27 protein-coding genes and 1 pseudogene are annotated in these 26,983 nt (G+C 35.4%); 1 reads left to right on the forward strand and 27 read right to left on the reverse strand.

All coding sequences use genetic code 11. The features are described from left to right. Positions 1-17 precede the first annotated feature (17 nt). From V6C17_RS05430 to V6C17_RS05510, 17 genes are all read right to left on the reverse strand, one after another. Positions 18-1,013, reverse strand: coding sequence for a hypothetical protein (locus V6C17_RS05430; protein ID WP_333521531.1), 996 nt, complete (start codon positions 1,011-1,013; stop codon positions 18-20). Beyond that, entirely contained in the window at positions 1,014-2,150 is a 1,137-nt protein-coding gene (locus tag V6C17_RS05435) for an NAD-dependent epimerase/dehydratase family protein (protein WP_333521532.1), read from the reverse strand. It abuts the gene before it with no gap. Then, positions 2,147-2,731: an acyltransferase gene (locus tag V6C17_RS05440; RefSeq protein WP_333521533.1), complete on the reverse strand. Its 585-nt coding sequence runs from the start codon at positions 2,729-2,731 to the stop codon at positions 2,147-2,149. The genes V6C17_RS05435 and V6C17_RS05440 overlap by 4 nt, the downstream gene beginning before the upstream one ends. Then, a complete protein-coding gene (locus tag V6C17_RS05445) occupies positions 2,715-4,088 on the reverse strand; it encodes a capsular polysaccharide export protein, LipB/KpsS family (protein WP_333521534.1) in 1,374 nt (457 codons plus the stop codon). The genes V6C17_RS05440 and V6C17_RS05445 overlap by 17 nt, the downstream gene beginning before the upstream one ends. Before the next feature lie 4 nt (positions 4,089-4,092). Beyond that, complete coding sequence (locus V6C17_RS05450) at positions 4,093-5,388, reverse strand: hypothetical protein (RefSeq protein WP_333521535.1); 1,296 nt, start codon at positions 5,386-5,388, stop codon at positions 4,093-4,095. Positions 5,389-5,455: 67 nt separating this feature from the next. Further along, positions 5,456-6,352, reverse strand: a complete 897-nt coding sequence (locus V6C17_RS05455; protein WP_333521536.1) for an NAD-dependent epimerase/dehydratase family protein — start codon at positions 6,350-6,352, stop codon at positions 5,456-5,458. Between the two features lie 53 nt (positions 6,353-6,405). Continuing rightward, positions 6,406-7,005 (reverse strand): sugar transferase, encoded by a 600-nt coding sequence (locus V6C17_RS05460; protein WP_333521537.1) that lies wholly within the window; start codon positions 7,003-7,005, stop codon positions 6,406-6,408. Positions 7,006-7,031: 26 nt separating this feature from the next. Next, positions 7,032-7,586: a dTDP-4-dehydrorhamnose 3,5-epimerase gene (gene rfbC, locus V6C17_RS05465; RefSeq protein WP_333521538.1), complete on the reverse strand. Its 555-nt coding sequence runs from the start codon at positions 7,584-7,586 to the stop codon at positions 7,032-7,034. Next, entirely contained in the window at positions 7,583-8,470 is an 888-nt protein-coding gene (gene rfbA / locus V6C17_RS05470; protein WP_333521539.1) for a glucose-1-phosphate thymidylyltransferase RfbA, read from the reverse strand. Before rfbA ends, rfbC begins: the two co-directional genes overlap by 4 nt. Before the next feature lie 3 nt (positions 8,471-8,473). After that, complete coding sequence (rfbB, locus tag V6C17_RS05475) at positions 8,474-9,532, reverse strand: dTDP-glucose 4,6-dehydratase (RefSeq protein ID WP_333521540.1); 1,059 nt, start codon at positions 9,530-9,532, stop codon at positions 8,474-8,476. Between the two features lie 35 nt (positions 9,533-9,567). Beyond that, complete coding sequence (gene rfbD / locus V6C17_RS05480) at positions 9,568-10,395, reverse strand: dTDP-4-dehydrorhamnose reductase (protein ID WP_333521541.1); 828 nt, start codon at positions 10,393-10,395, stop codon at positions 9,568-9,570. Positions 10,396-10,439: 44 nt separating this feature from the next. Next, complete coding sequence (locus tag V6C17_RS05485; protein ID WP_333521542.1) at positions 10,440-12,350, reverse strand: polysaccharide biosynthesis protein; 1,911 nt, start codon at positions 12,348-12,350, stop codon at positions 10,440-10,442. Positions 12,351-12,362: 12 nt separating this feature from the next. Further along, positions 12,363-13,058, reverse strand: coding sequence for a CpsD/CapB family tyrosine-protein kinase (locus V6C17_RS05490; protein ID WP_333521543.1), 696 nt, complete (start codon positions 13,056-13,058; stop codon positions 12,363-12,365). 4 nt (positions 13,059-13,062) lie between these two features. Further along, positions 13,063-14,523: a GumC family protein gene (locus tag V6C17_RS05495; protein WP_333521544.1), complete on the reverse strand. Its 1,461-nt coding sequence runs from the start codon at positions 14,521-14,523 to the stop codon at positions 13,063-13,065. Positions 14,524-14,580: 57 nt separating this feature from the next. Beyond that, positions 14,581-15,210, reverse strand: a complete 630-nt coding sequence (locus V6C17_RS05500; RefSeq protein WP_333521545.1) for a polysaccharide biosynthesis/export family protein — start codon at positions 15,208-15,210, stop codon at positions 14,581-14,583. Between the two features lie 106 nt (positions 15,211-15,316). After that, the gene (locus V6C17_RS05505; RefSeq protein WP_333521546.1) at positions 15,317-15,553 is read right to left on the reverse strand and encodes a hypothetical protein; all 237 of its coding nucleotides are present in this window, start codon (positions 15,551-15,553) and stop codon (positions 15,317-15,319) included. Positions 15,554-15,637: 84 nt separating this feature from the next. Then, positions 15,638-16,429, reverse strand: a complete 792-nt coding sequence (locus V6C17_RS05510; protein WP_333521547.1) for a tyrosine-protein phosphatase — start codon at positions 16,427-16,429, stop codon at positions 15,638-15,640. 412 nt (positions 16,430-16,841) lie between these two features. Between V6C17_RS05510 and V6C17_RS05515 the strand changes: the two are divergent. Then, positions 16,842-17,264: pseudogene (locus tag V6C17_RS05515) on the forward strand (capsule assembly Wzi family protein); the annotation flags it as partial. A gap of 330 nt (positions 17,265-17,594) precedes the next feature. Here the strand turns inward: V6C17_RS05515 and V6C17_RS05520 are convergent. Genes V6C17_RS05520 through V6C17_RS05565 form a run of 10 tightly spaced genes read right to left on the reverse strand, consistent with a single transcriptional unit; the run spans position 17,595 to position 26,924 of the window. Further along, complete coding sequence (locus V6C17_RS05520) at positions 17,595-18,053, reverse strand: VanZ family protein (RefSeq protein WP_333521548.1); 459 nt, start codon at positions 18,051-18,053, stop codon at positions 17,595-17,597. A gap of 32 nt (positions 18,054-18,085) precedes the next feature. After that, positions 18,086-18,793, reverse strand: coding sequence for an acylneuraminate cytidylyltransferase family protein (locus tag V6C17_RS05525; protein ID WP_333521549.1), 708 nt, complete (start codon positions 18,791-18,793; stop codon positions 18,086-18,088). After that, positions 18,786-19,934: a UDP-N-acetylglucosamine 2-epimerase gene (gene neuC / locus V6C17_RS05530; protein ID WP_333521550.1), complete on the reverse strand. Its 1,149-nt coding sequence runs from the start codon at positions 19,932-19,934 to the stop codon at positions 18,786-18,788. Before neuC ends, V6C17_RS05525 begins: the two co-directional genes overlap by 8 nt. A gap of 3 nt (positions 19,935-19,937) precedes the next feature. Continuing rightward, positions 19,938-20,984 (reverse strand): N-acetylneuraminate synthase family protein, encoded by a 1,047-nt coding sequence (locus V6C17_RS05535; RefSeq protein WP_333521551.1) that lies wholly within the window; start codon positions 20,982-20,984, stop codon positions 19,938-19,940. Between the two features lie 57 nt (positions 20,985-21,041). Continuing rightward, positions 21,042-22,220, reverse strand: a complete 1,179-nt coding sequence (locus V6C17_RS05540) for a polysaccharide pyruvyl transferase family protein (RefSeq protein ID WP_333521552.1) — start codon at positions 22,218-22,220, stop codon at positions 21,042-21,044. A gap of 35 nt (positions 22,221-22,255) precedes the next feature. Next, positions 22,256-22,858, reverse strand: a complete 603-nt coding sequence (locus tag V6C17_RS05545) for a CatB-related O-acetyltransferase (protein WP_333521553.1) — start codon at positions 22,856-22,858, stop codon at positions 22,256-22,258. Between the two features lie 55 nt (positions 22,859-22,913). Next, on the reverse strand, positions 22,914-24,032 hold the full coding sequence (locus tag V6C17_RS05550) for a polysialyltransferase family glycosyltransferase (protein ID WP_333521554.1): 1,119 nt from the start codon (positions 24,030-24,032) through the stop codon (positions 22,914-22,916). Between the two features lie 17 nt (positions 24,033-24,049). After that, positions 24,050-24,529 (reverse strand): D-glycero-beta-D-manno-heptose 1-phosphate adenylyltransferase, encoded by a 480-nt coding sequence (gene rfaE2, locus V6C17_RS05555; RefSeq protein ID WP_333521555.1) that lies wholly within the window; start codon positions 24,527-24,529, stop codon positions 24,050-24,052. Continuing rightward, positions 24,510-25,520: a bifunctional heptose 7-phosphate kinase/heptose 1-phosphate adenyltransferase gene (locus tag V6C17_RS05560; protein ID WP_333521556.1), complete on the reverse strand. Its 1,011-nt coding sequence runs from the start codon at positions 25,518-25,520 to the stop codon at positions 24,510-24,512. Before V6C17_RS05560 ends, rfaE2 begins: the two co-directional genes overlap by 20 nt. Positions 25,521-25,541: 21 nt before the next feature. After that, positions 25,542-26,924: an LptA/OstA family protein gene (locus V6C17_RS05565; protein WP_333521557.1), complete on the reverse strand. Its 1,383-nt coding sequence runs from the start codon at positions 26,922-26,924 to the stop codon at positions 25,542-25,544. Positions 26,925-26,983: the final 59 nt, after the last annotated feature.

Below are 26,983 nucleotides of genomic sequence, written 5' to 3' on the forward strand. Positions count from 1 at the left end.
ATAAATAAACACTTAAGTTATAAAAAAACATCCTTTATCCAAAACTCTAAACTATATTTGTCATAAATAGTTTCGTCTATTTTTTCGTACTTTCCATTTATAAAAGAACATTCAATTTTTGGACTTTCTCTATCGACCAATAATATATTATTGGGATTAAAAAAATCATAATCTTTTATGTTAGGATTTGTAGTAATTAACTTTTTTCTCATCCCAAGCATCTCTATCGTTCTCATAGTTAAGCCGCTTTGTTTTGGATGTTGAATATCTAAGACAGTCTTAGATAAAAGAATCGTATTTTTTATTTCTTGAAATGATAAAGGCTTAAAATTAAAATCACTTGATTTAGTGTGCCGGAAACTGCTATTAAATATTTTTAAATAATAATACAATTGCTTTGCTGGGATAAACATATAGAAAAATGCACTTAAGCCTTTAGCTTCTAAGTCATGCTTAATATTCTCAATTAACGCATATCTATCGGAATGTATAGTTCCAATAAAACAACAGTCGTAAGCAAGGTTATTACTATTTTGATACTTATATTCATCTATGTAAAATAAAGGCCTAAACTTAAGGTCCTTAAACTTTTTAGCATCATGAAGATCAAATGTAAATACATCATCAAAATATTGAATTTTTTCATCTATATTTTTAATATTTTCTATTGAGTCCCATAAATAAAGTATCATTTTTGCTTTATTAAAGATTGTTCTTATTCTTTTTAGAATCTCACTGGTAACCGACTCGCCTTTTATAAAAAAAATATAATCGTATTGCTTATCTCTGACTTTACGAATTATTTCTTCGTAATATGTATTTATTGCTTGTACAAGAAATTTGTTATTTATTCTTAATAAAGCTTTGGATAAAACGGTATTAGAAGGCCTTTCATCGAAGAAATCAACCATATTTCCCATCAGTTCTAACTTTTTCTTTACCTCCATTTCATATCCGAAAAATCTAGGCGAAAAAAATAGAATTCTCTTATTTTTCAATTGGAAATCGGACATCTATTTGTACAGCCCCTTAACTTTCAACTCTTCGATTGACCTATCATAATTATCATCATTGATAGCCTGCTTGTTAACCCAGTCCACGAATCTTGATATACCATATTCAAATTCATATTTGGGAGCAAATCCCAACATTTTTTTAATTTTTAAAAGATCAGCATAATTATGTCTAATATCACCAATTCTATAATTACCGCTTATGTGAATATGAATATCAGAGTTAAATTTCTTTTTAAGTAATTCTGCAACTTCTAAGACATTGACAGGCCTGCCACTTCCTACATTAAAACATTCATAATTCGCTTCTTCTTTTTCTAGCGCCAAAATAGTTGCATCTACTACATCATCTATATATACAAAATCCCTTGATTCCTTACCATCTTCAAATATATTGATATCATTTCCATTCTTGATTCGTGTTGAAAATATTGATAATATTCCAGTATATGGATTAGCCAAAGATTGTCCAGGCCCATACACATTTTGGTATCGCAGCGATACAACCGGTATATCCATAGCCTTCCCTATCATCATACACATATTTTCTTGCATATATTTTGTTAATGCATATATTGATAAACAGTTTGTTAATGAATCTTCGGAAGTAGGAATTTCTCTTGCATCCTTATTGCAACAAGGACATTTGATTTGAAAATCTCCTTTAAGCATACATTGCTGCGTTCTTTGTAAAGGATATATTTCCCCATGCTCAGCACAATGATATTTTCCTTCACCATATATTGCTCTTGACGAAGCTACTACAATTTTCTTTATTTCACATTTCTTGTTTTGGATTAAATCCAACATAATAGCAGTTCCTGAAACATTTACATCAGAATATTTTTCAACTTCATACATAGATTGTCCAGTACCAGTTTCGGCCGCAAGGTGAATAATTGAGTCTTGATTTTTTAATGCTATTTCCCAGTCAGCTTTATTTCTTACATCTCCATAAATAAAAGAAACTTTGTGCTTAATATTTTTATATAGTGGTGAATCCTCATGGTTCTCTCCATGTATTTGCTTTGATAAGTTATCTAATACTGTCACTATATAGCCTTTTTCTATTAATTTATTGGCTAAGTTACTGCCTATAAATCCGGCCCCGCCAGTAATTAAAACTCTATTATTCATAATTTACTCCCCTCTAAATTTTCCCATTTTTGGCTATCAAAGTTGTAGCTCTTTATTACTTTAGCAGGTGAACCAACTGCTACTGAATAATCGGGTATATCCTTATTGACAACTGAATTGGCCCCTATTATGCAATGCTTACCCACTCTACAGCTTATTACGCTTACATTCTCACCAATCCAACTGTTATCACCTATATATACTTCTCCCTTAGAATTTATTGGCTGCTTCAATATTGGTTTAGTGATATCCTCGTATTCGTGATAGTTATCACTTATGTAAACTTTATCAGCGACTAATACATTCCTTCCAATTACAACCCTATTCTTAGATACGATGTGACAAAAATGGCCAACTCTAGAACCCGAATCTATAATAAGAGATGAATGTTTATCATGGGTGTATAACCAATTAAAGTCATTAATAATAACATCATTTCCAATGATAATATTCTGCGGATTAGTTAATTTTAATGGCTTAATAATAATTGATAAAGCCCCAATTTTCTTCAATATAAATCTAAAAAATATCTGTGTTTTGATAAGCCAATAGATTTTATAAATTTTATTTATGGCATTCATGACCATCGCTTCCTATTCTTGATATCTGACCACTATAAAATCTCGTCAATATATGTTGCGCTATTGTATCGCCCGACTTTAGATCTTTGTCCTGAAAATGACCTTCAAATAGATATTCAAAAAATAGATTATATAAAAATTTGTTTATTCTATTTTTAGGAATGTTATTCTCTATTGCCTCTTTAATTTTAATTACAATATCATCTTTTGAATTTACCTTAAAGCCAACTTCATGGCTATCATAATAACTATCACCCAAGATTACTAAAGGTTTATAATGGACTAATGCCTCTAATCCAACAGTCGAATTATTAACAACAATAACTTCACTTTGTTTAATCATTTCACCTAATGGCAAATCATTGATTAGTAAAATATTATTATTTTTTATATAATCATACATTTTTACATCGTAGTTATGAATATATAGTGGGTGTTCTCTAACGATAAGATTATATTCCCTTGGGATACTCTTATGTATCTCTTCAACCATTTCAGTAAAATCATTAAAAAGAGGTGAATTAAACATCATTTGAACATCGTAAGGAACCTGTAAGATTAATAAAATGGATTTTTTAGGTACTTCTAATTTTGATTTTATTTTATTTTTCAATGATAATATCCGTTTTAAATTACGTATAGCTAGATTAATAAAACTACTTTCGGCAACTAGTTCAATAGGGAAAATATTCTTTAAAGGAGGTGATAAATACATTAAATCTAAGATTTTAAGAGCATAGTATGTATATTCATTTTTATAAAACTTCGGTGATTTTTCCCTTGTTATGAATTTCTCTAATTTATTTTCATCAATTTCATTTTTGATTAAATAGTTTCTGAAAGAAGAATTAGCGTTTACTCCTTTTTCGTCAATAATAGTAGTATCATATGGACCTTGTTCGAAGTAGAAAATCTTAACATTATATCTTTGTGCAATTAAGATTGCAATCTCAACGAACATTCTACTATCGCCGCTGCAAATGAAAATATCGAAATTATGTTTCTTAAAAACCTGATCAAAATATTCAATGTATTTTAATGCAACTATCTTCAATTTACGATATTGACAGGTATCTCGCTTTATTCCCAGCAACTGCAAATGGTATTTCATAACATCTTCTATATTGATTCTTTTATATATTTCGCCAATTTCGTCAATATTAGAAATTCTAACTTTGCGTATTTCTTTGGGTAGAAATACCGACCTTTCACCTTGGTTTTTCCAATATAAATGAGCTGAAGGATATATGCTCATATTAAAATATTCTATCTCTTTACTTAATTTTGATATATTTTTTTGCAAGTATTTAAAGTATCGCGAAAAACTGCCATAATAGCCAAGGGTAACAATTTTCATCTTATTACTCCAGTCGAATAGATATCTTATTTTTATTGATTACTTTAGGTCTTGACGAAAATTTAGCTAGTAGAGTTGAAAGATAGTACAGGGTAAAGTAAACAAATGCAAATTTAAAAACTATTCTGATATTGTACGTATACCATTTTGGTAGTGTACAAAGTAAAAGTATTGTCCAGCAAACATACACCTGTTTATTTGTCTGAAATCCTTTAAAAATTAGTCTACCAAGAATATATGCGAATAACAATGTGCCTAGGTACCCAAACCATAAATACCCAGATATCCCGACTAGCCCTCCATTACCTGGTAAGGGAGCAAGTCCATTCTCCATTATATAGATATTAACCAACGCTTCATTTGGTGTTAGAGATGTGGGCAAAAAACTGTTTAAGAATGTACCTACAATGCTTTTTAACCTAAATTCTAAGTCAAATATACCATCACCAATTAATTTATATATAATTTCAGACGCAAACCAGACTCCTGTTTGATTATTATTTAAAATATCATTATCATTCAATCCAAACAATCCGCCAATTAAACTTTGATTCGAATGTACTCTATAAAATGCAAATAAACTGTTTAGTACATAACCAGCAATAGTTAATATATATATATATATAGTTTTATAGTTTCCTTCGATAAAAAGGATAAAGAATAAGATGAAAAGTTGCACAGAAGCTAGCCTTTTACCAAATAATAACGGCATAGCAGCCATTAATAGTATTAACGCACAGTTAAGACCTTTTTGAAACTTACTTGAAGAAAACTTATAATTAATTAGTGCAAAAATTAAAAAATAATCAAAATAAATTGTGCTTGCAGTATCAATACTATACATTGACTCTAAAATTGTCTCTCCGAAAGGAATATCCGCGAAAGAAATAACCATCAAAAGCAAGGAAAGAATATACGGAACATTAGCATTACTAATTTGCATCATCCTACGGATTGGAGTTTCTTCCTTTATTGGTAGTAAAGAAATGAACACTACCAGAAATATACTTTGTACTCGAAGAACACCTGATACGTTGTCAAACATATCAGGGTCAAATAGGACTTGATAAATCGAAAGAGGCAATTCAAAAAAGATAAACGGAATGATGTATAAAAAATAAGTCAACATAAACAACTGAAGTATTAATAATATTTGGCTTTTTGTTTTAGTTATTTTAATAACGGAGTATGCAATCATCCATATTAAAAGTGTCTTTACAAAAAAGGTATCGTAATAAGATAGCAATACAAATATTATTGTAATAAAGAACTCTATCAATTTTTTTACGCTAATAACCATAAATTTCTTCCTTATTCATAATTGTACATTTAAAGTGCTAAGTATCTTTAAATATTTGAATAAATCTTTATAATCGCTGCATTTCAAAATTATCGAGGTATTCTTTAATCTCCTCTTTAATCCCGTCCTCAAACGAAACAGGTGAATATCCGAAATCTTTTGTTGCATTTTCATAATCAAAATCTTTGTCTTCCTGCATTCTAAGAACCTGTTCAACAGAAATAATAGCATTTTTGCTAATCTTATTATAGATTTTGGCCGAGATAATTGAGAACCACAGAGGCAAATTGACTATATAATTCTTTCTCTCCAGTTTTTGAGAAACACATTTTACTAAATCTATATACCGTATTGGTCTCTTTCCCGACAAATTATATTCTTTATTTAGAGTTTTATCTTTATTTAACAGCACATCATAATACGCATATCCCAAATCTTTTGCATGTACTGGCTGCATTAAATTTTCCCCCTCTCCAAACAAAGGGAAAATTTTATTCCTATATAGATAATCAATTAGCTTGAACATATTTTTATCCTTGGAGGATCCGTATATCATAGTTGGCCTCAATACCGTAATACTAATTTTATCTCTCAAATTCAGTATATCGTCTTCGATTCTAATATACTCGTCAGAAGCACTTTTATATTTTGAATATCGTCCAGTTGTGTGGACTAAAATAGCCCATCTTACATTATTTGCAATTGCTGCTTCTACCACATTATTGGAAAACAATATTCCTGAAATGTGTACTATAATTTTAACACCAGCCATTGAAGATTCTAAAAAAGTCTTATCAGTAAGGCTACCATTAACCTTTTCTATTGAAAGTCCCGATTTATCTAGCATTTCTGTATTACTGTTTTCCCTAACTAAACAACGTATTTTCCCTTGGTAGTTTTCCTTAATTAATCTATCCAGAAACCATCTCCCCGTATGACCTGTGATACCAGTGACAAACAACATATACTTCCCTCCACGGAATAATAGTACAAATTTACTTTTTATGCTATTTAATTTTACCTCGCCCCTTCTTTTACACCATCTCTTAAAAGTATGCTGAATATAGTTTTAAAGAAAATTTCGGCATCAAAAATAAAGCACATTTTATTAGCATACTCTCCATCTAACTTAGCCTTAACATCTATGGGCAACTCATCTCGTCCATTTATTTGAGCCCAGCCTGTCAGTCCAGGATCAATATTATTAGCACCATATTTATCTCTTTCCTCAATTAAATCATACTGGTTCCATAGCGCAGGCCGTGGACCTACTATACTCATTTCTCCCTTTAATATATTAAAGATTTGAGGTATTTCGTCTAAACTTGATTTCCTTAGAATTCTTCCTACTCTAGTTATATACATTTCTGGATTTTGAACCATATGTGTAGGCATATCCTTAGGGGTATCTATTTTCATAGTTCTAAACTTAAGTATATAGAATTCTTTTTTATGTTTACATATACGTTTTTGCCTAAAAAGCACGGGGCCATTGGAATCTATTTTAATAAGAATAGCAATCGCCAGAAATAGCGGCCAAAGAACTAAAACTGCCATCGAAGAAAGAATAATATCTAAAAATCGTTTTAAATTATCATATCCGATAATACAAACCACACCTCTATATTTCTTTTTGCATTTAATTATGATCTGAAAACTAGCAAGCTGCTATCAAGTTCGCAAAGTCGGGAATTTTCCTTATCTTTATCAGATACTATTGGGTCACTAATTGGCCAATGTATATCGATATCTGGATCATTCCACAATACCCCTAGTTCAGCTTGTGGGTTGTACTTATTAGTACATTTATAACCGAATAGAACAGTTTCACTTAGAACGCAAAAACCGTGCAGAAATCCTTCAGGTACGTAAAGCTGCCGTTTGTTGTCACTAGATAGCGTTACCCCTACCCACTCTCCAAAGGTTTTAGACCCATACCTTACATCTACTGCTACATCAAATACTTCTCCCTGTAATACATGAACTAGTTTTCCTTGCGAGTTTGGGTTTTGGCTATGTAACCCCCGTAGTACTCCCTTTCGGGAAAAAGAGAGATTATCTTGAACAAATATAGAAGGAATTCCATATTTCTCATAACGAGACTGATGCCAAGTTTCCATAAAAAAGCCCCGTTCATCTCCATGTACTTTGGGTTCTATAATTAATACCCCTGGTAATTTAGTCTCAATTACGTTCATACAGGTTCACCATCCTGGATTAGATTGAGTAGATATTGACCGTAACCATTTTTCTTTAGTACGTTCGCTAACTTACGTACTTGGTCGACACTAATAAACCCCTTACGATAGGCTATTTCTTCCGGGCAAGCAACCATTAAACCCTGACGTTGTTGTACTGTCTCGATATAATTTGCTGCCTGGAGCAAAGACTCATGTGTTCCTGTGTCTAACCACGCATAACCACGACCTAGTGTTTCCACTCGTAAGCTCTTTTTTTCCAGATACATCCGATTTACATCTGTTATCTCTAGTTCTCCCCGCTTCGAAGGCTTTAAGTTTAGCGCAATATCCACAACCTGATTATCGTAAAAGTAAAGCCCGGTTACCGCATAATTTGATTTAGGTTTTACGGGTTTTTCCTCTATACTGATTGCATTCCCCTTTTTATCAAACTCTACAACGCCATAACGTTCGGGATCTTTAACCCAATAAGCAAATACAGTAGCGCCCTGATCAAAGTTTGCAGCTTGCTGTAAGCTTTCCGTTAAACCATGTCCATAAAAAACATTGTCCCCAAGTATTAATGCACAACTATCAGACCCAATAAAATTTTTCCCTATTATAAAAGCTTGTGCTAGCCCATCCGGATTAGGCTGTACAGCGTAAGATAAATTAATTCCCCATTGGCTTCCATCGTTTAACATAGTCTGAAATAAGGGCTGGTCCTGAGGGGTTGTAATCATTAATATATCAGTTATACCAGACAGCATTAATGTAGATAGCGGGTAGTAAATCATAGGTTTGTCGTAAATAGGCATTAGCTGTTTGCTAACTACAGTTGTCAGCGGATAAAGCCTAGTTCCTGAACCACCTGCTAGAATTATTCCTTTTCTAATAGCCATCTCCTAGATACCCTCCCCGAGCCTTTCGCCACGGTATTTCCCACTGCACACATTTTCAATCCATACAGGATTGTTCAAATACCAATTAATTGTTTTCTGAATACCAGTTTTGAAAGACTCTTTAGGTATCCACCCAAGCTCAGTCTTCATTTTCGTAGCATCTATAGCGTAGCGTCTATCATGACCTGGTCGGTCTTTAACAAATATTATTTGTTGACGGTAGGAGCGACCATCCGCACGTGGTTTGTCAATATCTAAAATATCACAGATTATATGCACGATTTCTAAATTGGTTTTTTCATTATGCCCACCAATATTGTAAGTACCGCCAATATTGCCGTTTTCCAGTACAGTTATAATTGCATTACAATGATCTTCAACATACAGCCAATCCCTTATATTCAACCCATCCCCATATACAGTAAGTGACCTACCTGAGAGTGCGTTTAAGATCATAAGTGGTATCAATTTTTCTGGGAATTGATAAGGCCCATAATTATTAGAGCAGTTTGTGGTCAACGTTGGTAAACCATAAGTGTGATGGTATGCCCTGACTAAGTGGTCTGACGCCGCTTTAGATGCGGAATATGGAGAGTTTGGAGCATAAGGAGTCTCCTCTGTAAAATATCCACTTTGTCCCAATGATCCATATACTTCATCAGTAGATATATGTAAAAAGCGAAAGGCTTTTTTATCTTGGTTAGACAATCCCACCCAATAGAAACGAGCAGCTTCTAACAATTCATAAGTTCCTACAATGTTAGTATGAATAAAGTCACGCGGGTCATCAATTGATCTGTCTACATGCGACTCAGCCGCGAAATTAACTATTGCGTCTGGCTTATATTTCCTAATAATTTCGGCTACTAGAGTCCTATCTTCAATCGCCCCCTTTATAAATACACAATTAGGATTGCCCGTTAAATCATCAAGAGAAGTAATATTCCCTGCGTAAGTAAGTTTATCTAAATTTATTATTTTATAATTATCACATTTAATAGCTGTGCGTACAAAATTACTTCCAATGAAGCCTGCACCACCAGTAACTAATAATGTTTTCAAGAATATCTCCCCTATTTCTAATTGTCATTACTAAATCAGCCTATTAGAAACTCTGTCAGCGCTTCCTCCCAGGATCTCATGTCTATTCCTCGTAACTGCAACATTTTGTTTTCCATTACTGAATACTTCGGCCTCAAGGCTTTAGAAGGATATTCCTCTGTACTAATTGATTTAATTTTTGTTGACTTATCGGTTATTTCAAATACCTTTTTTGCAAAGCTATCCCATGAACATACGCCGTTATTCGAGGCATGATATAAACCATAAAAATCAGTATACATCAGCTTTTCAATAACCAAGGCTAAGTCTTTGGTATAAGTCGGGGAGCCATATTGATCAGATACTACAGAGATTTCATCCTTATTCTCTGATAGCCTTAACATAGTACGAACAAAATTATTTCCGTCACCGTACAGCCATGAAGTTCTCAAAATAAAACATTTACAACCACTTTGCTGGATTAGCAATTCTCCCCAATATTTACTTTCCCCATAAATTGAGAGTGGATTGGGGGTATCGAATTCATTATATATGCATCCCTTTTTCCCGTCGAATACATAATCAGTACTAATGTGGAATAATTTGGCTTGAATTTTTTTAGCTACTATAGCAAGATTTTGAGCACCAATAGCATTAATTTTAAACGCCTGCTCAATTTCTTCCTCTGCTTTTTCTACATTAGTATAGGCAGCAGCATTTATAATAACATCGGGTAATTCTGATTGTAATTTAACATTTACCTCATTAAATTCAGTAATGTTAAGTGTTTCTATATCATGTAAAATTAAATCATGCTGATCCTTGAATTGTTTTGCGATAGCCCTTCCAAGCTGCCCATTCGAACCAGTTACGAGAATTTTCATAAGGGTTAGTCTCCTATCTATTTCAAAAAATAGCAGAATTAATATTAGCTTCCTATACCTAAAACTTCAGGATTTTTAAGGAGCGTTTCTGTGCTTTTATTTTGTATACTTACGTTATGTTCCAAATTCTGATCTTTAACCTTATACGGCTTATAGGTCCCAATCAATTGAAATAAAAGGTTCTTAATTTCATTACAGCTATTTCTCTTGGTTTCTAGTGACAAAAGGATTGTAATGAGCTTTTTAGTATCGATAGGATTTAGATTTGCAATGAATATTTTAGTATGCTTAGTAGAGGTTGTCCCTTCTTCATCTGTTAATAACTCCTCAAATAGCTTTTCACCAGGTCTAAGCCCAGTATATTTTATCTGAATATTTTCAAATTCCAACCCCGAGAGCCTAATTAAATCTAGGGCTAAATCTACTATCTTAACAGGTTGCCCCATATCAAGTAGAAAAACCTCGCCCCCTCTAGCCATAGCACCTGCTTGAAGAACAAGTTGGGTAGCTTCCGGAATAGTCATAAAATAACGATTCATATCAGGATGAGTAACAGTTATGGGACCACCCTTGGCAATTTGTTTTTTGAACAATGGAATTACACTTCCACGACTACCTAAAACGTTGCCAAATCTTACGGCGGCATATTTTGTATTACTAATATTATTTAAATGCTGAATTATCATTTCAGCAGCTCTTTTCGTAGCTCCCATTACACTAGTTGGATTCACAGCTTTATCAGTTGATATCATTATAAAAGTTTCGACGTTGAATCTATCTGCAGCTTCTGCAACAGTTTTAGTACCAAAGATATTATTTAAGACTGCTTCTGCAGGCTGAGCTTCCATTAGCGGTACATGTTTATGCGCAGCGGCATGAAAAACAACTTGGGGTCGAAATTCAGCGAAAATTGAATATATTCTATTTTTATCACGAATATCAGCAATGATCGGTATAATCCTTAAGTCAGAGTTTTTTTCTAGCAATTCTCGATGAATTTCATAGATACTATTCTCACCCTTGCCTAAAAGCACTACCGACTGTGGTGAAATTTTTGCCACTTGGCGGCAAAGTTCAGAGCCAATTGATCCTCCGGCTCCAGTAATTAATACAGTTTTACCAGTTAAATATGCAGAAATTTCGTCTATATCCAATTTTACTGGTTCACGACGAAGCAAATCTTCAACTTCAACATTCCTTAACTGTTGAACTGTAACCTTACCATCTATGAGTTCGTACAACCCTGGTAGTATTTTAAGCTCACATTTAGTCTTTTTACATTCATTAATAATTTTTCTAATTGCGTTACCAGTTATGGAAGGCATTGCAATTATAATTTCATTTACGCAGTTATCTTGAACAATTGATTGGATGTTCTCACGCGTGCCGAGAACCCTGGCACCAAACATTTCTTTCTTCTGTTTAAGAGGATCATCGTCAACAAAGCCAACTAATTTTCTAGAATCATGATATCGGTAAATCATCTCACGGGCTATCATTGCACCGGCATCGCCAGCTCCAATTATAAGTAGATTTGACTGCGTGTTGCACTCTTTTGTTTTGTTTCTAAAATAGTAATAAATTTTAACTGCTAGACGAATACCTCCAATGAGTAGAATATTTAGGAACCAGCTTAATATGTGCGTACTACGCGGCACTCCTGCATTAATGTATATTAGATATGTTGTTAAGATTAAGGTGCTTACTGTCACAGCACCAACAATGCATAATAATTCATTAATGCTTGCATATCGCCATAATCGATTATATAGTCCAAAAAAATAAAATATGGAAATTCTTACTGCGATAATTACCGGAATAAATCGCAATAGTGCATACAAATAATTATTTGGTATGACTCCCTCAAAACGTATATATAACGCAATAAAAGGTACTAATGACACTATACATACATCAGCAAACATTAAAAGCAAAGATAGAATTCGCCGTCGCACACTTTACACTCCCTAACGTACACCTTTTTTATTATCTTCATTACCATAATAATAGTAGTAATAAGCATGCTCTTCTTCAATTTCCACGCGATTCAGCACCACACCCAAAATGTGTCCGTTAGCTTTAACCAGCAACTCTTTTGCCTTTTGAACCATTTCGGGTCTATTGGTTCCAGAGTTAACAATAAGAATAATACCATCGACCTTAGAGGCTAAAACCGAGGCATCGGTAACTGCAACAACTGGGGGAGCATCGATGATTAGCATATCGCATTCCTGTTTTAAGTTGTTTATTATTTGCTGCATTGCTTCTGTGCCTAGTAATTCTGATGGGTTCGGTGGTATGGGTCCGCTTGGTAATATCCTTAAATTATCTACTTCTGTCTCTTGAAGCAAGGCAATAGCCGATCGCTCTTCAACCAGAATATTTGTTACCCCTCTATTTTGTTTAGCAAATATTTTATGCTGGACTGGCTTCCTTAAGTCGCAGTCTACTAATATTACACTTTTCCCTGCCTGGGCCATAGCAACGGCTGTATTTGCAGCAGTTGTTGATTTGCCTTCACCAGGTCCCGAGCTGGTAAACATTAATATTTTAAGTTCTCCATCTGCTCTTGAAAACTGTATATTAGTCCTCAACGTCCGATAAGCCTCAGCAATTGGGGACTTAGCCTGTTCTTGTACAATAAGTCTTCGTTGTGTAGACATAACCTCACGCTCCCCTTTGAACTTTAGCAACCATTATTTGTTTTATTCTTGCCCATAGATTTTGTTTAGGAGTATGATATTCATTATCAAAATGGGGTATACTTCCTAGAACTGGAAGGTCTAAATAATGATTTACATCGTCTGCAGTGCGGATTGACTTGTTCATATACTCAAGACCAAATGCCAAGCCTGTACCAACAAATAGGCCAAGTATAGCTGCAATTGCTATATTGAGGCTCTTCTTAGGTTTTATAGGTTCATCTGGAAGTGTAGCGCTATCTATGATTTGAACATCTGTCGGCTGCATGACCTCGCTGATACGCGCTTCTTCGTGGCGTTTAGCAAGCATTACATATATTTCCTGAGCTACAGCGGCATCACGCATTACCTTAGCTAAACCTTGCTCCTTTACAGGAAGCTTTGATATCTCTTGCTCATTTTGCTTAATTATGTTTGAAATTGCACCTTTCTGCGCAGCACTAGCCGCGATTTGGGCTTCGGCCATAATCTGGCTTTGAAGTAAAATTTGATGAATGGGGTTCATCGATGGAGACTCAGCATTAACCACTCTGCTGATTTCAGTATTAAGCCTAGCTTCAGTCTCTTGAATGGCAGCTCTTGTTGCTGCAACTTGAGGATGCTTCTCCGTATATTTCTGTGAAAGCTCTACTAGACTTACTTGAAGTTCAGCCAGTTTAGTTTTATATTGACTAATAAGTTGATTATCAGCAATAAACCCAGGCTTTTCGCTGACTATCTGCTGTTTTGAATTAGCCAATTTTCCTTGTGTAGCAGCTAAGGTTACTTGATTTTCGGCTGAAATTTTATTAATGGATGACATCATATCAATTAATGCCTTAGTTTCAACTGAAGGATCTGTAACTTTATGTTCACTCTTATAGTGCCTTAAGGCCGCTTCGGCTTTTTCAAGCTCCAATTTTGATTCTTTCAGACGATCGCCAATAAATTGCCGAACGACACTTTGTTCGGAACGAGCTAATAGTGTAAGCCTTTCATTAAAGGAAGCAACGAGCGTATTAGCAACCAACTGTGCTTCTTCAGGTGACTTTGCAGTAACCTTTATTTTTAGTATCTCAGTATCCTTAACTGGCTGTGTAGTAATTCGCTTAAGCATGTCATCGTAATCAGGTATTTCCTCTTTATCGGATTGAGTTTTAGTAATAACTTCTTCTAGCACAGTACGACTCTTAAGTATTTCTGCATATGTTGACATCAGTTGTTTCGTAGCTGATGCATTCCCCATCGGCAAATCAGACAGTAGTGAGCTAGCCAGTCCCTTAGGCTGCTTAACCCGAAGCGTTGTTTCAGCCTCATATGTAGGAGGTAATACGAAGCTAACTGCAGATGCAAGAGTAACAAAGCCTGCAAATGTACAAATAATAATTTTTCTGCGTTTTTTTATAGTTTTTATAATATCTCTCAAGTCGAGCGTTGCTTCTTCCATTGTTTAACCTCCGATTTGTTAATTGAAGTACCGTATCTGATTTTCTCTAGAAATAGATTACTCATCGATACGACTAACTTGGTAAGTTGCGGATATCCAAGGTAGAATATCTTTTGCAAAATCAATCCGACCATTGTCACTTAGGTAAACAACATCGCCATCGTTAAGTGCAAAATTCTGGCTCATATCTCCTTTAGTAAGGATATCTAAAAGGTTAGCTTTGATTTTTTCTCCATCTTTACGAATAATATGCACCTTTTTCTTGGCCGCATCTTTCGTATACCCACCTGCGATCCCAATAGCATCAAGCAAATTGTGTTGCTTTTCAATTTCATACATACCTGGTTTAGTTACTTGTCCTAATAGATATACCCTTGTTGTACGGTATTTAGCTATATTCACTGTTACCTTAGGATCTTTGACATATTCTGATAAACCTCTTGTCAATATACTTGTTAGTTCAAAAGTAGATTTTCCCGTTGCAGATATCTCACCAACTAAAGGGAAAGCAATTTTACCATCCGGTCTTATAATCAGATCTTTTACTTGCAGCTCTTCATAGCCCCAAACACTAACACTCAATATATCTCCGGCATCAAGACAATAATCCTGTGCATATACACTATTTAACGGAATTATTACAACAAGTGCTAGATTTATCAAAATAAACTTAATAAAACTCTTCACATTAGTCCTCCTTATTATGATCATTTGCATGTATAGTTCGACCGGACTAGTCAGTCTCCTGCTTCGACAAACACCTACATAATTTACCAATTATATGTCTGAAAATTCAATAAACCCGTCTTGCAATAGCGACGGGTTGTATTTTCTTGCCTTTATAACATATATTTGCAAAAATGATGTAACTTTGTAATACCTCTATCAGTTGCTTTTGCTGCTGGTTTCTAGTATCTTTCACTTGTGATGTCCCGATTACATCGTTTGGGATATTATCTATTTGGTATCCGTAGCACCCTAAATCAGATAGCTGTTTCTTAGGACTTTGTATCTCCGATACCTTATTCATAAAACCTCCTAGAAATGCAAAGTACAATAACTAGCAATTGGACTTAAGCGCCACAGAAAGAGTACTATTAGTTTCCGTCTTAAATCACTTAAAAACCGATAATATTTTATTTAATAGATTGGACTTATCTTTCATTTGCACTTTAGCTATTTCATTTATGAACACATCTTGATTATCTACTATTGCCTTTGGATTTACATTGATAATATTATTTGTTCTTTCGCTTCCTATCAAGCTTTGAAGTCTAGATATCCCTTGAGTCATGTCAGGGTTTCTAGTTCGGGTACTATGGGCGTCTGAGCCAGCAATATAAATCATGTTATTTGCAATAAAAAGTTCGGCTGTTTTCATCGCCCGCTCTCCCATTTTCCCTATTAGACTTGAAAAATTCATCTGAGTAAGTATACCTTTATTTATCCAATCTGCAAGTTTATTTGGGTCTTTTGCTAATATTGGATGCCTTTCTGGATGAGCAATTATAGGGGTTATTCCACGTGTTTGTAGAATAAAAAAGAAATCCTCGGCGTAGTCAGGTACTTCAGCTGCCGGCAATTCCACCAATAGATAACGTCCTCCGTTAATACAGTAAGGGCCAGGGCCTTTGATATGCTCAAGGATATCCATATGCATTGCAACTTCCCCGCCCGGGTAAATATCCATTTTAATACCCAGTTCGTCTGCTGCGTTTTTGACTTTTTTACAACCTGCGAGGATAGTATCCCAATCCGGTAACCAGTTTCCTTCTATTACATGAGGTGTAGCTACAATTTTAGTTGTACCATTTTGCGCTGCAATTTTAAGCATAGCGATGGTAGTTTCTAAATCTTTAGCCCCATCATCTATTTCTGGTATTATATGTATATGCATATCGTACATGACTGCTTACTCCTTTACCTTATAAGACTATATATGACAACTTATTTATATTTCTACATAAGATTGTCTAATCCTGTTATGCAAATCTTCAGGAACATTGTCTTATACCCTCTGGTGTCATTGTCCTATTTTGTATGTAATTTACACATTAAGAGTTGTAAATTATATACTCATTAAGAGGGGAGATTCTGTGTTTGAATTTAGAAAAATAACTCTTTTATCATTTATTTTATTGTTATTCGTAAGTCATAATTTACCAGCCATTAAATATTAATAACAATGGTTATAAGTACGCGCAGAATGCAAGCGGGGTATCTAGATTCCGGTTTGAAAAACCTGTGGATAAGAGTGTTATTATTAGCTTAGCACCTCGTTTTGATATTAACTAAGATAAGTTCAATCTCCTTCACTTGTTGGCTTTCGAGGCGACTTTACTCCCAACAAAAACTTTACATTCGGTATATCCCGCACTTCAATAATTGGCGGTAAAGGTCATGCACTTAGCGGCAGTGATTATTGGGATTTTTTAACAGGTAAAAATACTGAAACAGCTCATATAGACCAGTGGAATTCCATCGCTGGTTTTGATTTCCGCTGGCGTATTCAAAATCTCAGCGGAGTTCAAATGTATGGTGAACTATATGGTGAAGACCAGTCAAAAATGCTTGGGCCTATACCAGATCCCTCCAAAGTAGCACCACTTTTAGGTATTTATCTGCCTCGTTTATCAAAGGCAGGTGATTGGGATGCTGAGTTAGAGTGGGCTCGCACTGGTAGTCATGGTATACACACTCTTTGTATACAAATGGCTACGTACATAAAGGTGATATTTTAGGTGACGCGATGGGTAACGACGCAACACCATACCTCAAATGCTTCACAGATTTCCTTTAATTTTGAACGATTAATTCAGCAGGCGTCAGCGAATACTCCTCAATAGATAGATTCAATTTGGGTTTCCTCTCGTCATAAATTAAAACAGGATTTGTCCTTAGCTGCTTCATTCGGAATGGCTAATATTAAAAATACCAATTATATCGCTGGATTAACTGACCGTGATTACTTATTAAACTTAAATTTGGTTAAGCAATATTAAAATTATTACCAACGTTATAGTAAACGTAAAATACCAAATGTATATTATACATTTGGTATTTTTGTCATTTTAATTCGGCTGTAACTTCCGTGGTTTCTTTTTTTGCTTTTTTTTTAGATATTTAAAAATTCCTGCAAATGTGATAGTTGCTGTTACATCAAGTAATATATCAAAAAATCTTGAACTTCTGCCTTGAACAAATCCTTGGTGAATCTCGTCACTTAATGCAAATATAGCAGCTATTATTACAGCCCACTTTAAAGAACGGTTAGTTGCTAGAAAAATAGCAATTCCCAGTAAACCATAAAAAACAATATGTCCTATTTTATGGATTATAAAGTTTGGATGCAAACTAAAGGAGTAAGAAAAAAATCCATCACTGCCTATTTTGATATATGTTAGTTTAATTAGCTTCTTCCACCATATAGGCACTTGAGAGTCGGATATGACATGAAGATTAGGAATGTTAGAAAAATAGAAAATCATGAGCATAATTATTGCCGAAATTAGAAAATAGATCCCTCTCATTTTCTCATTCCTTTTTTATATTTATTGAATGTTTAATCACTCTTTAAGCTATTACTTGCAATCAAGCTTTCAGCAATAATCCAGTCTAGATGGGTATCAATATCAACTGAGTTTCTCTTATCCATAATATAAGCTGATTCATTGTCATTAAAGCTAGTTAACACCGTTAAATCTTTAATATAATTTATATATATCGCTCCATTTACATGATAATACTCGGCCATATCTTGCCTACGGACAGTACTATTCTGGCTTAATAACTTATTAACAGTCATATCTGAATTCAACGTTCGAATTAAAACAGGATTATCATTAACCGGGCTGACACTAACCAAACTTTTGCAACTTTCTTGCAGAAAAACTTTTATTGCCTTTTGTATGTCGCTCGAACTCCTAAGAGGCTGTGTTGGCTGAAGCAACACTAAAATATCATATTTTTTCCCGTTATCTTCTAACCATTGGATTGCATGTAAAACTGCATCAATAGTTTTTGCAGTGTCTCCTGCAAGATGAGCTGGTCTTAAGAAAGGGACGGTAGCACCGTATTGTTGAGAAACTTCAGCTATTTTCGGACTATCTGTAGTAACTATGACATCATCGATCATATCCACGGCTGAGGCGGCCTCAATTGTATATGCTATTAAGGGCTTTCCATTAAGTTCTTTTATATTTTTGTTTTTGATGCCTTTGCTTCCGCCCCTAGCAGGTATTAATGCTAGTATTTTTTTGTTATCAAACATTAATCTCACCTAAATCAATAAATCTTTTTTGGATTTTTATATCCCATAAATTAGGATTGTTTAAAGCTTCCATGAACATCTCGGTACTAGTCCCTTCCCCAAAATGTTTAGATACTAATCGATAGTTCTCCAAACATTTCAAGGCACTCAAGATTTGAGCTGTGTCTTCAGTTACATGCTGGATATTACTCATTTTTTTCAGGTCATATCTACCTGATTGTCTTGTCCCAATATCAATCGCCGGAATACCATACACGCAAGATTCCCTAATTCCCGCACTTGAATTGCCTATAATGCAATCTGCATGTTTTAACAAGGTTAAAAAGTATTCAAACCTTAGTGAGGGGAACATCCTAACATGTTCGTTATTTTTAACGCGATTATACTCATTTAAGATAATTTCAGAGCCTAGGTCATTATTAGGATAAATGATCACATAATTCCTTTTGGATTTAATTACTGCATCTATTACTTGTTTTATGTTTTCGGCTACCCTGCTATATTCGGTGGTTACTGGATGATACATTAGGATACAATAATTATTAAAGGGTAACCCGTAATACCGTTTTACTTCATCTATGTCCGGTAATAAACCTGAAAGCATAATATCTATGTCGGGCGATCCAATTTCATAAACAGTATCAGAGTTTTCTCCGAGCTGCAGAAGGCGCTTGGAGGCTTCTGAATTGCAAGTGAAATGTATGTGACAAAATTTTGATACAGCATGACGAATTGATTCATCAATAGTACCTGATACTTCTCCGCCCTCAATGTGAGCAACCAATATATTGTTTAGAGCCCCAACAACTGCACCAGCTAATGCATCCAGCCTATCGCCGTGAACAATAATCATATCAGGTTTGACATGTGCTACATAGCCCGTCAGCTGCTTAATTGTATTTCCTAAATTTATACTCATGCTGCTTGAATGCTCAAGTCCAAATGCCACGTAAACATTTTTATAGTTATCTTTTAATACTTCGTTATAGGTATTGCCATATTGAGCTAGCAGGTGCATGCCAGAGACAAATATATAGTTTTCAAAATTACTACTTGCCTCGATAGCTTTAAGCAATGGCTTTAGCTTACCGTAGTCTGCTCGCGTCCCAGTAATAAAAAGTATTTTTTTCTTAACTGCCATTAGCTAACCCTCTATCATATCAAATCTAATATGCGTGTCATTGGGAATATCACAGGTAGCCTTTCGTCCCAGGATCTTTTCATATTCTTCCGCTAATATTTCACCTGTGCCAGGCCGTTTTACCCAAAGGTTGCTTGCTGTAAATGTTTCACCAGCTTTAATGTCTCGTGTAGAAACAACTGTGGCAAAAGCAAAATCTATTGTAACTTGTTCTTCGGCTGCAGCCTTTTTCTCTCCGCCAAGCATCAGCGGCACTTCTTCAGCGGCTCTCAGAAGATTTGCTAACGCCATTTTATCCATTGAGCATATAATATCCGGGCCAGTCCTTCCCATATGGTCAGTAAAATGCCGCTCTACTAATGACGCCCCAAGCGCCATAGCAGCAATGCAAGCGTTATTATTTAGGGTATGGTCGGATAACCCAATAGGTATATCTTTAAACTCATCCATTAACTGCTGCATTGCTCCAAGCCGCACAAGTCTAGGGGCAGTCGGATATAAGTTCGTGGTGTGCATTAATGCATAGTCTACACCTCTTTTTTCCAAAACATCAACTGCTTTTGCAACACTTGCAAGGTCATTCATACCAGTTGACACTATCATTGGTTTACCAAATGACGCAATATAGTCTAACAAAGGGTAATTATTCATTTCACCTGAACCGATTTTATAAGCACATACATTTAATCGCTCAAGCCTCTCGGCTGCAGCTCGCGAAAATGGTGTGCTTAAATAAACAAGACCTTTAGATTCTGTATATAGTTTTAACTCTTTTTCTTCTTCTTCATCTAATGCGCATCTCGCCATTATATCGTAAATTGAAACATCAGCGTTACCCGGTATTACCTTTTTAGCCGCACTACTCATTTCGTCTTCGACAATATGAGTTTGGTGTTTTATAAGCCTTGCGCCAGCTGCAGCCGCTGCGTCTACCATCTCTTTTGCTACTTCTATACTACCTTCATGATTTATACCTATTTCAGGAATAACAACCGGCTTAAAGCCATTTCCAATTCCAATACTTCCGATAAAAAAACTAGGTTTTCCCACTTTCTACTCCTCCAAATCTTGATTGATATCCATCTGATAGTCTCTGTTTATAAAATTCTATAAACCATTTATTTTCAGCCATTCATCAAGTTTTTTATGGAATTCTTCTGTTTCTTTGGTCATTTTTCTCATTATTTGACTATTTTCAATTTTTAAACTTTCAAGAGAAGCTAAGCTTACAACCGTCTTATCCAGTAGTTTTTGCGCAAAACCTTTTTTATTAGCTTCTATTACTCTATCTTCCAAACCTATATCTTCGTATAGTTTTATATGCTTATGATAACTTAATAAACCAATAGTTGGTATGCCTTGCCCTATTGAACATACATTAGAGTGATACCTCATCCCAATTGTTAAATCACATTTACTGTACAAATCAAAAATGTAACTTCCATCTGTTACAGTTCCATTCAAGCATGGCGATACAGTTACTCTAGTTCTCAGAAATACATCGTTAATACAGCTAAATACCCTTGTCATAATTTCGTAATCTTTGATTATATGAGGAATAAAGACTAGGTGTATGCTTGGGTCCATTGCTAATAATTTATTTATAGTAACAGCAAAATCTTTAATAAACTCATCCATAGATATTTGTGTTTCATCAATTTCGGGGTTAAACCGAATTGTAGGCATATCTCCTGCTATATTGATACCAATTATTTTTTTGTCTTCGGCAATTTCTGGATGGATATAGCCCTTAGGTTTAACGAAGAATCCCCCATCTGGTATCTTATATATTTTTTCAATAATATCTTTAGGGTAATATTTACGCAAAATTTCTTGTGAACCATCATTCCTGACTGAAACAATATATTTCGGCGACGATGTCAGCGAAGTTAAAAAGCTCCCAAATTTATTAATCGTACTCTCTGTGACACCCTTACCATCATCTACTCCGACCCCATTAAAGAAAATAGGGGTTTTCAGGCGCTCTAAAATTTCTTTTGAGATATCGATGGTAGTACCAGTGCTAGAATAGTCCCACGCCACCTCGAAGAAGTTACCGCCGCCTATAATTATCAAATCATAATCGTTGGCCATCTTAACAAAATTTTCATCAAACTTTCTAAGATTCCACGATCGATAGAACTCTCTGATTTCCAAGTCTGTATAAATGAAGTTTCTGTTTAAGTTTTCTTCTAATGTTCTCCTGAAGCCAATATGGTTGCCAATATCTCCGACATTCCCGTTGAAACTCGCTATATGTAAGGCATGTAAGGTTTTTAAACTCATACTTGTCCTCCTATTATGAAAATTTATTCAATACATTATTTTGTTCGTTCATTAATAAGGTTAACACAGCGTTTGATGTCATTATATGGTAAATCTTTTATTACCTCGAAGTCTAAATTCCACCACTCTAAATCCAACAGTTGTTCTATTGTTGCTGAATCAAATCGATATTTAATAATTTTGGCTGGGTTACCTACGACAATAGCATAAGGAGGTACATCTTTAACAACTATTGCTCCCGCACCAACAATTGCTCCATCGCCAATTTTAACTCCTCGTTTAACAAATACATTCGCACCTATCCACACGTCATTCCCAATATTAGTACCTTCACCTGTTTCTTTGTGCTTAATACTCTTACTTTTCGTTTTAAATATGCCACCATACTGAAATGGACTTGTACTGAGCCAATCACTCGGGTGATTTGGCGCACCAATTGCTACGTTTTCGGCAATTGAGCAATACCTTCCGATCTTTGTATCCGAATAGATTCTGCCAGATACTATATAGCTATATTTTCCGATAGAAACTCTTTCGCTAATCTTAACCTCTTTAATAAATCTAACCGGATGTTCTAACGACCACTTTTTTCCACGTCCCAAAATACAGTACTTGATTTTACGAATGTATTCTTTCAACTAAAACACCTCTATACTGCTTCCTTGCAGATATGATTGGGTATTTCACCTTTTATTATAAGTTCGATAAAATAATCTCTTCTAATTGCTGCTCAGTTTCAGGTATCAAAACCCCACCCTTAAGCATCAGTAGTTCTAACTGCGTGTAAAAATCATTAGCAACTGTTTGATTATCCATTTTCCATAGTTTATATGTACTAATAGGTGTAATACTATGCTGTGCGAATACGTCAGAGTATATTATCCCTGATGACATGTAGCTAACAACATATTTAAGTTTATCTAACGCGTGGAATATTACTTCAATTGGCTCGACAGAATGAAAAAAATCAACCCCTGCTAAATTCTCACGGTAATAGTTAATTTTTTTATCATCTTCACCATGGTGTGTCTTATAGACCATTTTAAGCCCAGACTTTAGAGTGATAGTACGTAATTTTTCGAGATAAGCTAGTTCATTTTCTAGTGATATTCTCTTTCTCTCAACAAGCGGACTAGCCAAAAATAATAAACACTTCTCAGAATCTAGTACTTCCGTCAGTTGAAGTTGTCCAGTTATTTTGCTCATAGCAGTCTTAATTGCTTCACGGCCTATTTCTTTAGCATCTGGAGAATAACGTGTAAGCAGTTGAGGTTTGTATAGATAGTCTGCAGTACCTGCTTTTCCTTGACCAATACTTCCTAGATTGTACTCCATATCTGAGCACAGTCCTGCTAACATGCGAAGAACTTTTATTGTCACCCACTCTGCTGCTTTGCTTTGCCATTTTCTTTTTTTGGTGATATATGAACCTATTCCTTCGTCAAATCGGATAAATGAGACATTGCCTGATATTTCTACTGCTAATTGGCTCGCAATAGGTTTATCGTTCCCTAAATAGACTTGATCGATCTTACCATTTTTATTGATTATGCTCTTAAAGTTATTCAGAAGACTCCTTATGCCATCTTCCTTATACTGATTACGAACCTGTTCACTAGTCAATATAATAATATCTTGCCAAGTGTGATCATCGCTAGAAATCATAGCTAAGCACTTACTGTTAGCCCACTCTTTATATCCTTTGGGATTTTGCAAAAACAAGTAGTTGTTTTCATTGCAAGTGTATGTATTAGCAATTATATATGCTGTAAGCATCTGCAAGGGTGTATTAACTATAAAAAGATTTTTCATCGTCCTCCACCATATCCTCACTCATTGCTTTTATCTTTTATTATTTTAGTAATAATAGCTGTTGATGAACGCCCTTGCACTTCAGGCACCAGCATAGTTTGACCACCATAATTGCTAACAATTTCAGCCTCTGGAATAGCTTCGACTTTATAGTCTCCACCTTTAACATAAATCTGGGGTCTAAAATTAGCTATCAGATTTTTAGCTGTGGGCTCATCAAAAACAATAATATAATCAACTGAAGCAAGCGCAGCAAGAACTTCCGCACGGTCTGCCTGATTATTAATCGGCCGTGTTGGTCCTTTTAACCCGCGCACGGAGCTGTCACTGTTTAATCCTATAACCAAACAGTCACCAAGCTCGCGAGCCGCCTGCAGGTATCTTACATGACCAACATGTAAAATATCAAAACAGCCGTTGGTAAAAACGACGGTTTTACCAGCGGCTTTAATATCTTCAACTATTGCTGTTAGCTGTTCACGATTGACGATTTTCATAGTATACTCCTATAGCTGCCTTAAGCTCTGCAGGATTTGTGGTTGCAGTACCGGGTTTGCGTACTACGACACCTGCCGCATAATTTGCTAAACATGCAGCCTCCAAATATGATACTCCAGTTGATATTGCCAGAGCCATTGTTGCAACTACTGTATCACCGGCTCCAGTTACATCATAGACTTCACTTTTATTGGTAACCGGGATATGGGTATACTTCCCGTTGCGTTCGAATAGAGTCATACCGTCAGGTCCCTGTGTGATTAGAACAGCTTCCGCTTCAAGGCGTTCTAATATAGTATGACCGGCCGTAAGCAGCTGAGCCCGGTCCAGAGTTTTACAACCTAAAGCCGCAGCCGCCTCAGATTCATTTTGCTTTACAATCGTCACACCTCGATAACCCATAACATTGTAACGTGAATCAACAATACAATGTTTGTTTAACTGTTGGCAGCGAGTAATAACATACGAAACAATTTCAGAAGTTACAGACTTACTGCCATAATCACTGATTACTACCGCCGACATACTTGATATTTTATCTTCAATATAGGCTAATACTTTTTGTTCTACAGCAGGTTCGAGGTCTTGTTTGCTCTCTCTATCAACTCTCACTACCTGCTGCCTCACTGTAGCTTGTCCGCCAGCCATAACTCGCGTTTTAGTAATAGTCGGGCGGCCATCGTCAATAATTAGTCCTTCAGTCTTAGCTGACTTACTTTCTAACACCCTGATCAACTCATAGCCTGCGGAGTCATTCCCTACCACGCCAACGGCAAAAACTTCACCGCCCAATGTCGCGGTATTATGAACGGCATTAGCTGCTCCACCAGGCACAACTGTTTGATTCTCATGTTCGAGAATCAAAACAGGCGCCTCACGGGAAATTCGTGATATTTTTCCCTCGAGATAAACGTCTGCAACCATATCACCAATAACCATTACTTTTTGCTTAGATAATTGGTTAATTAACTCTATATAAGTGTTATACAAGCCAAAGACTCCTTTTAAATATTACCATTCAATGGCGGATACTTTCATTGTCCACTGCTCTCGTTTGGCACGATAGGTAATATCAGTTTCAAAACAATGCATATTGCGGCGCCAAGTATAATCCATATCATGTACTTCATCTTTATCAAGATCATAACTCATCTCTAGACCGAGGCCATTCATCTTATCTACCCTGTACATAACACCTGCGGTTAATTCACGCGGTATATCGATTTCATCATATTTATATACTGATGCACCCGATTGATTTTTATAACTATAACCAGTCCAAGCTTCTAGTCTAGCATTAGGTTTTGCATGTAAACTAAAATCATACTTCCAGATATTATTAGTCGAGTCATTATAGCCGTATTTTACCTGTTGAAAACCTGTCCCAAACTTGAGTGTAAAGTTATCACTTAGCTTGATAGGTTCATGTTTAAAATACAAGTCAAATTCCTGTCGCCAACCTGAAATATTATCCTCAGTCCATTTACCACTGCTAAACAATAAATTCGCTGTCAATCTAGAGTTACCTATTCGTTGAGGATTTAGCTTAAGCTCAAATTCTTGATCCTTTTTAACCCACACATTATCTTCATTCTGTTCATTATCCCACTTTAAGCTTGCTGTATAGTTTTTATCGCGATTGATCAAACCAGCTTTTGGCTTGAAATCGCTTTTTGTATAGTAAGCGAGATCTCCATATACTGCAAGGTTACCGATAACGGGAACCTCCAGATATTGGGCAATCATAAATCCATTATCAGAATCGTAACCAATTCTAGGCACAACGGTCTTAGTAGTTTCTATTAACGATTTTTGATATTTTGGCATAGAAAAAATCACTTTATCTTTGATCCAAAATTTAGCATTGTGGGCGATTAACTTATCGCCCGGCCATAATTCTATTTTGTCGGCAGTAACGCGATAATCAGGTACTTTAGCTGGGCACATGGTAATCATACCATTATGGAGCACCACTTGATCAGGTCTCAAGGTTAAGTCCTCAGCTGCAATATATTCCTTTTCAAGTTTACCAGTAGCCTTTGACATCGTGCCAGTACGGTCTTTGTAGTTATATTCCACTCCTGATCCGACTATATTCAAATCAGGCTGCTTCAAGTTAGCTGCACCATCAACCCAAACTAGGCTTGCCTTAGTATTTCCACGTAACTCATCAGCAGTAATCGATGTCTGACCTTTGAGTATTGTGACATTTCCTTTAGCAAATACTTCTCCTGTCATTTCGTTAAATGATAAATCATCACCTTCAAACACGATAGGGGCATTAGCTGTGGCAGTTTTTTGATTTTTTATTTCAGCCGCCTGACTAGGCAAAGCAGTTCCAAATACAGTAATCAGGGCCAACAAACCTAGAAGAGACTTCTTTGCATTTTTCATATTTACTCCTTAATGCTTAGCGATTCCCTCTAAGGGGTGTATTATTTATAGTGTTTCCA

It is taken from the genome of Dendrosporobacter sp. 1207_IL3150 (assembly GCF_036763085.1).
GTDB lineage: Bacteria > Bacillota > Negativicutes > DSM-1736 > Dendrosporobacteraceae > JBAIYU01.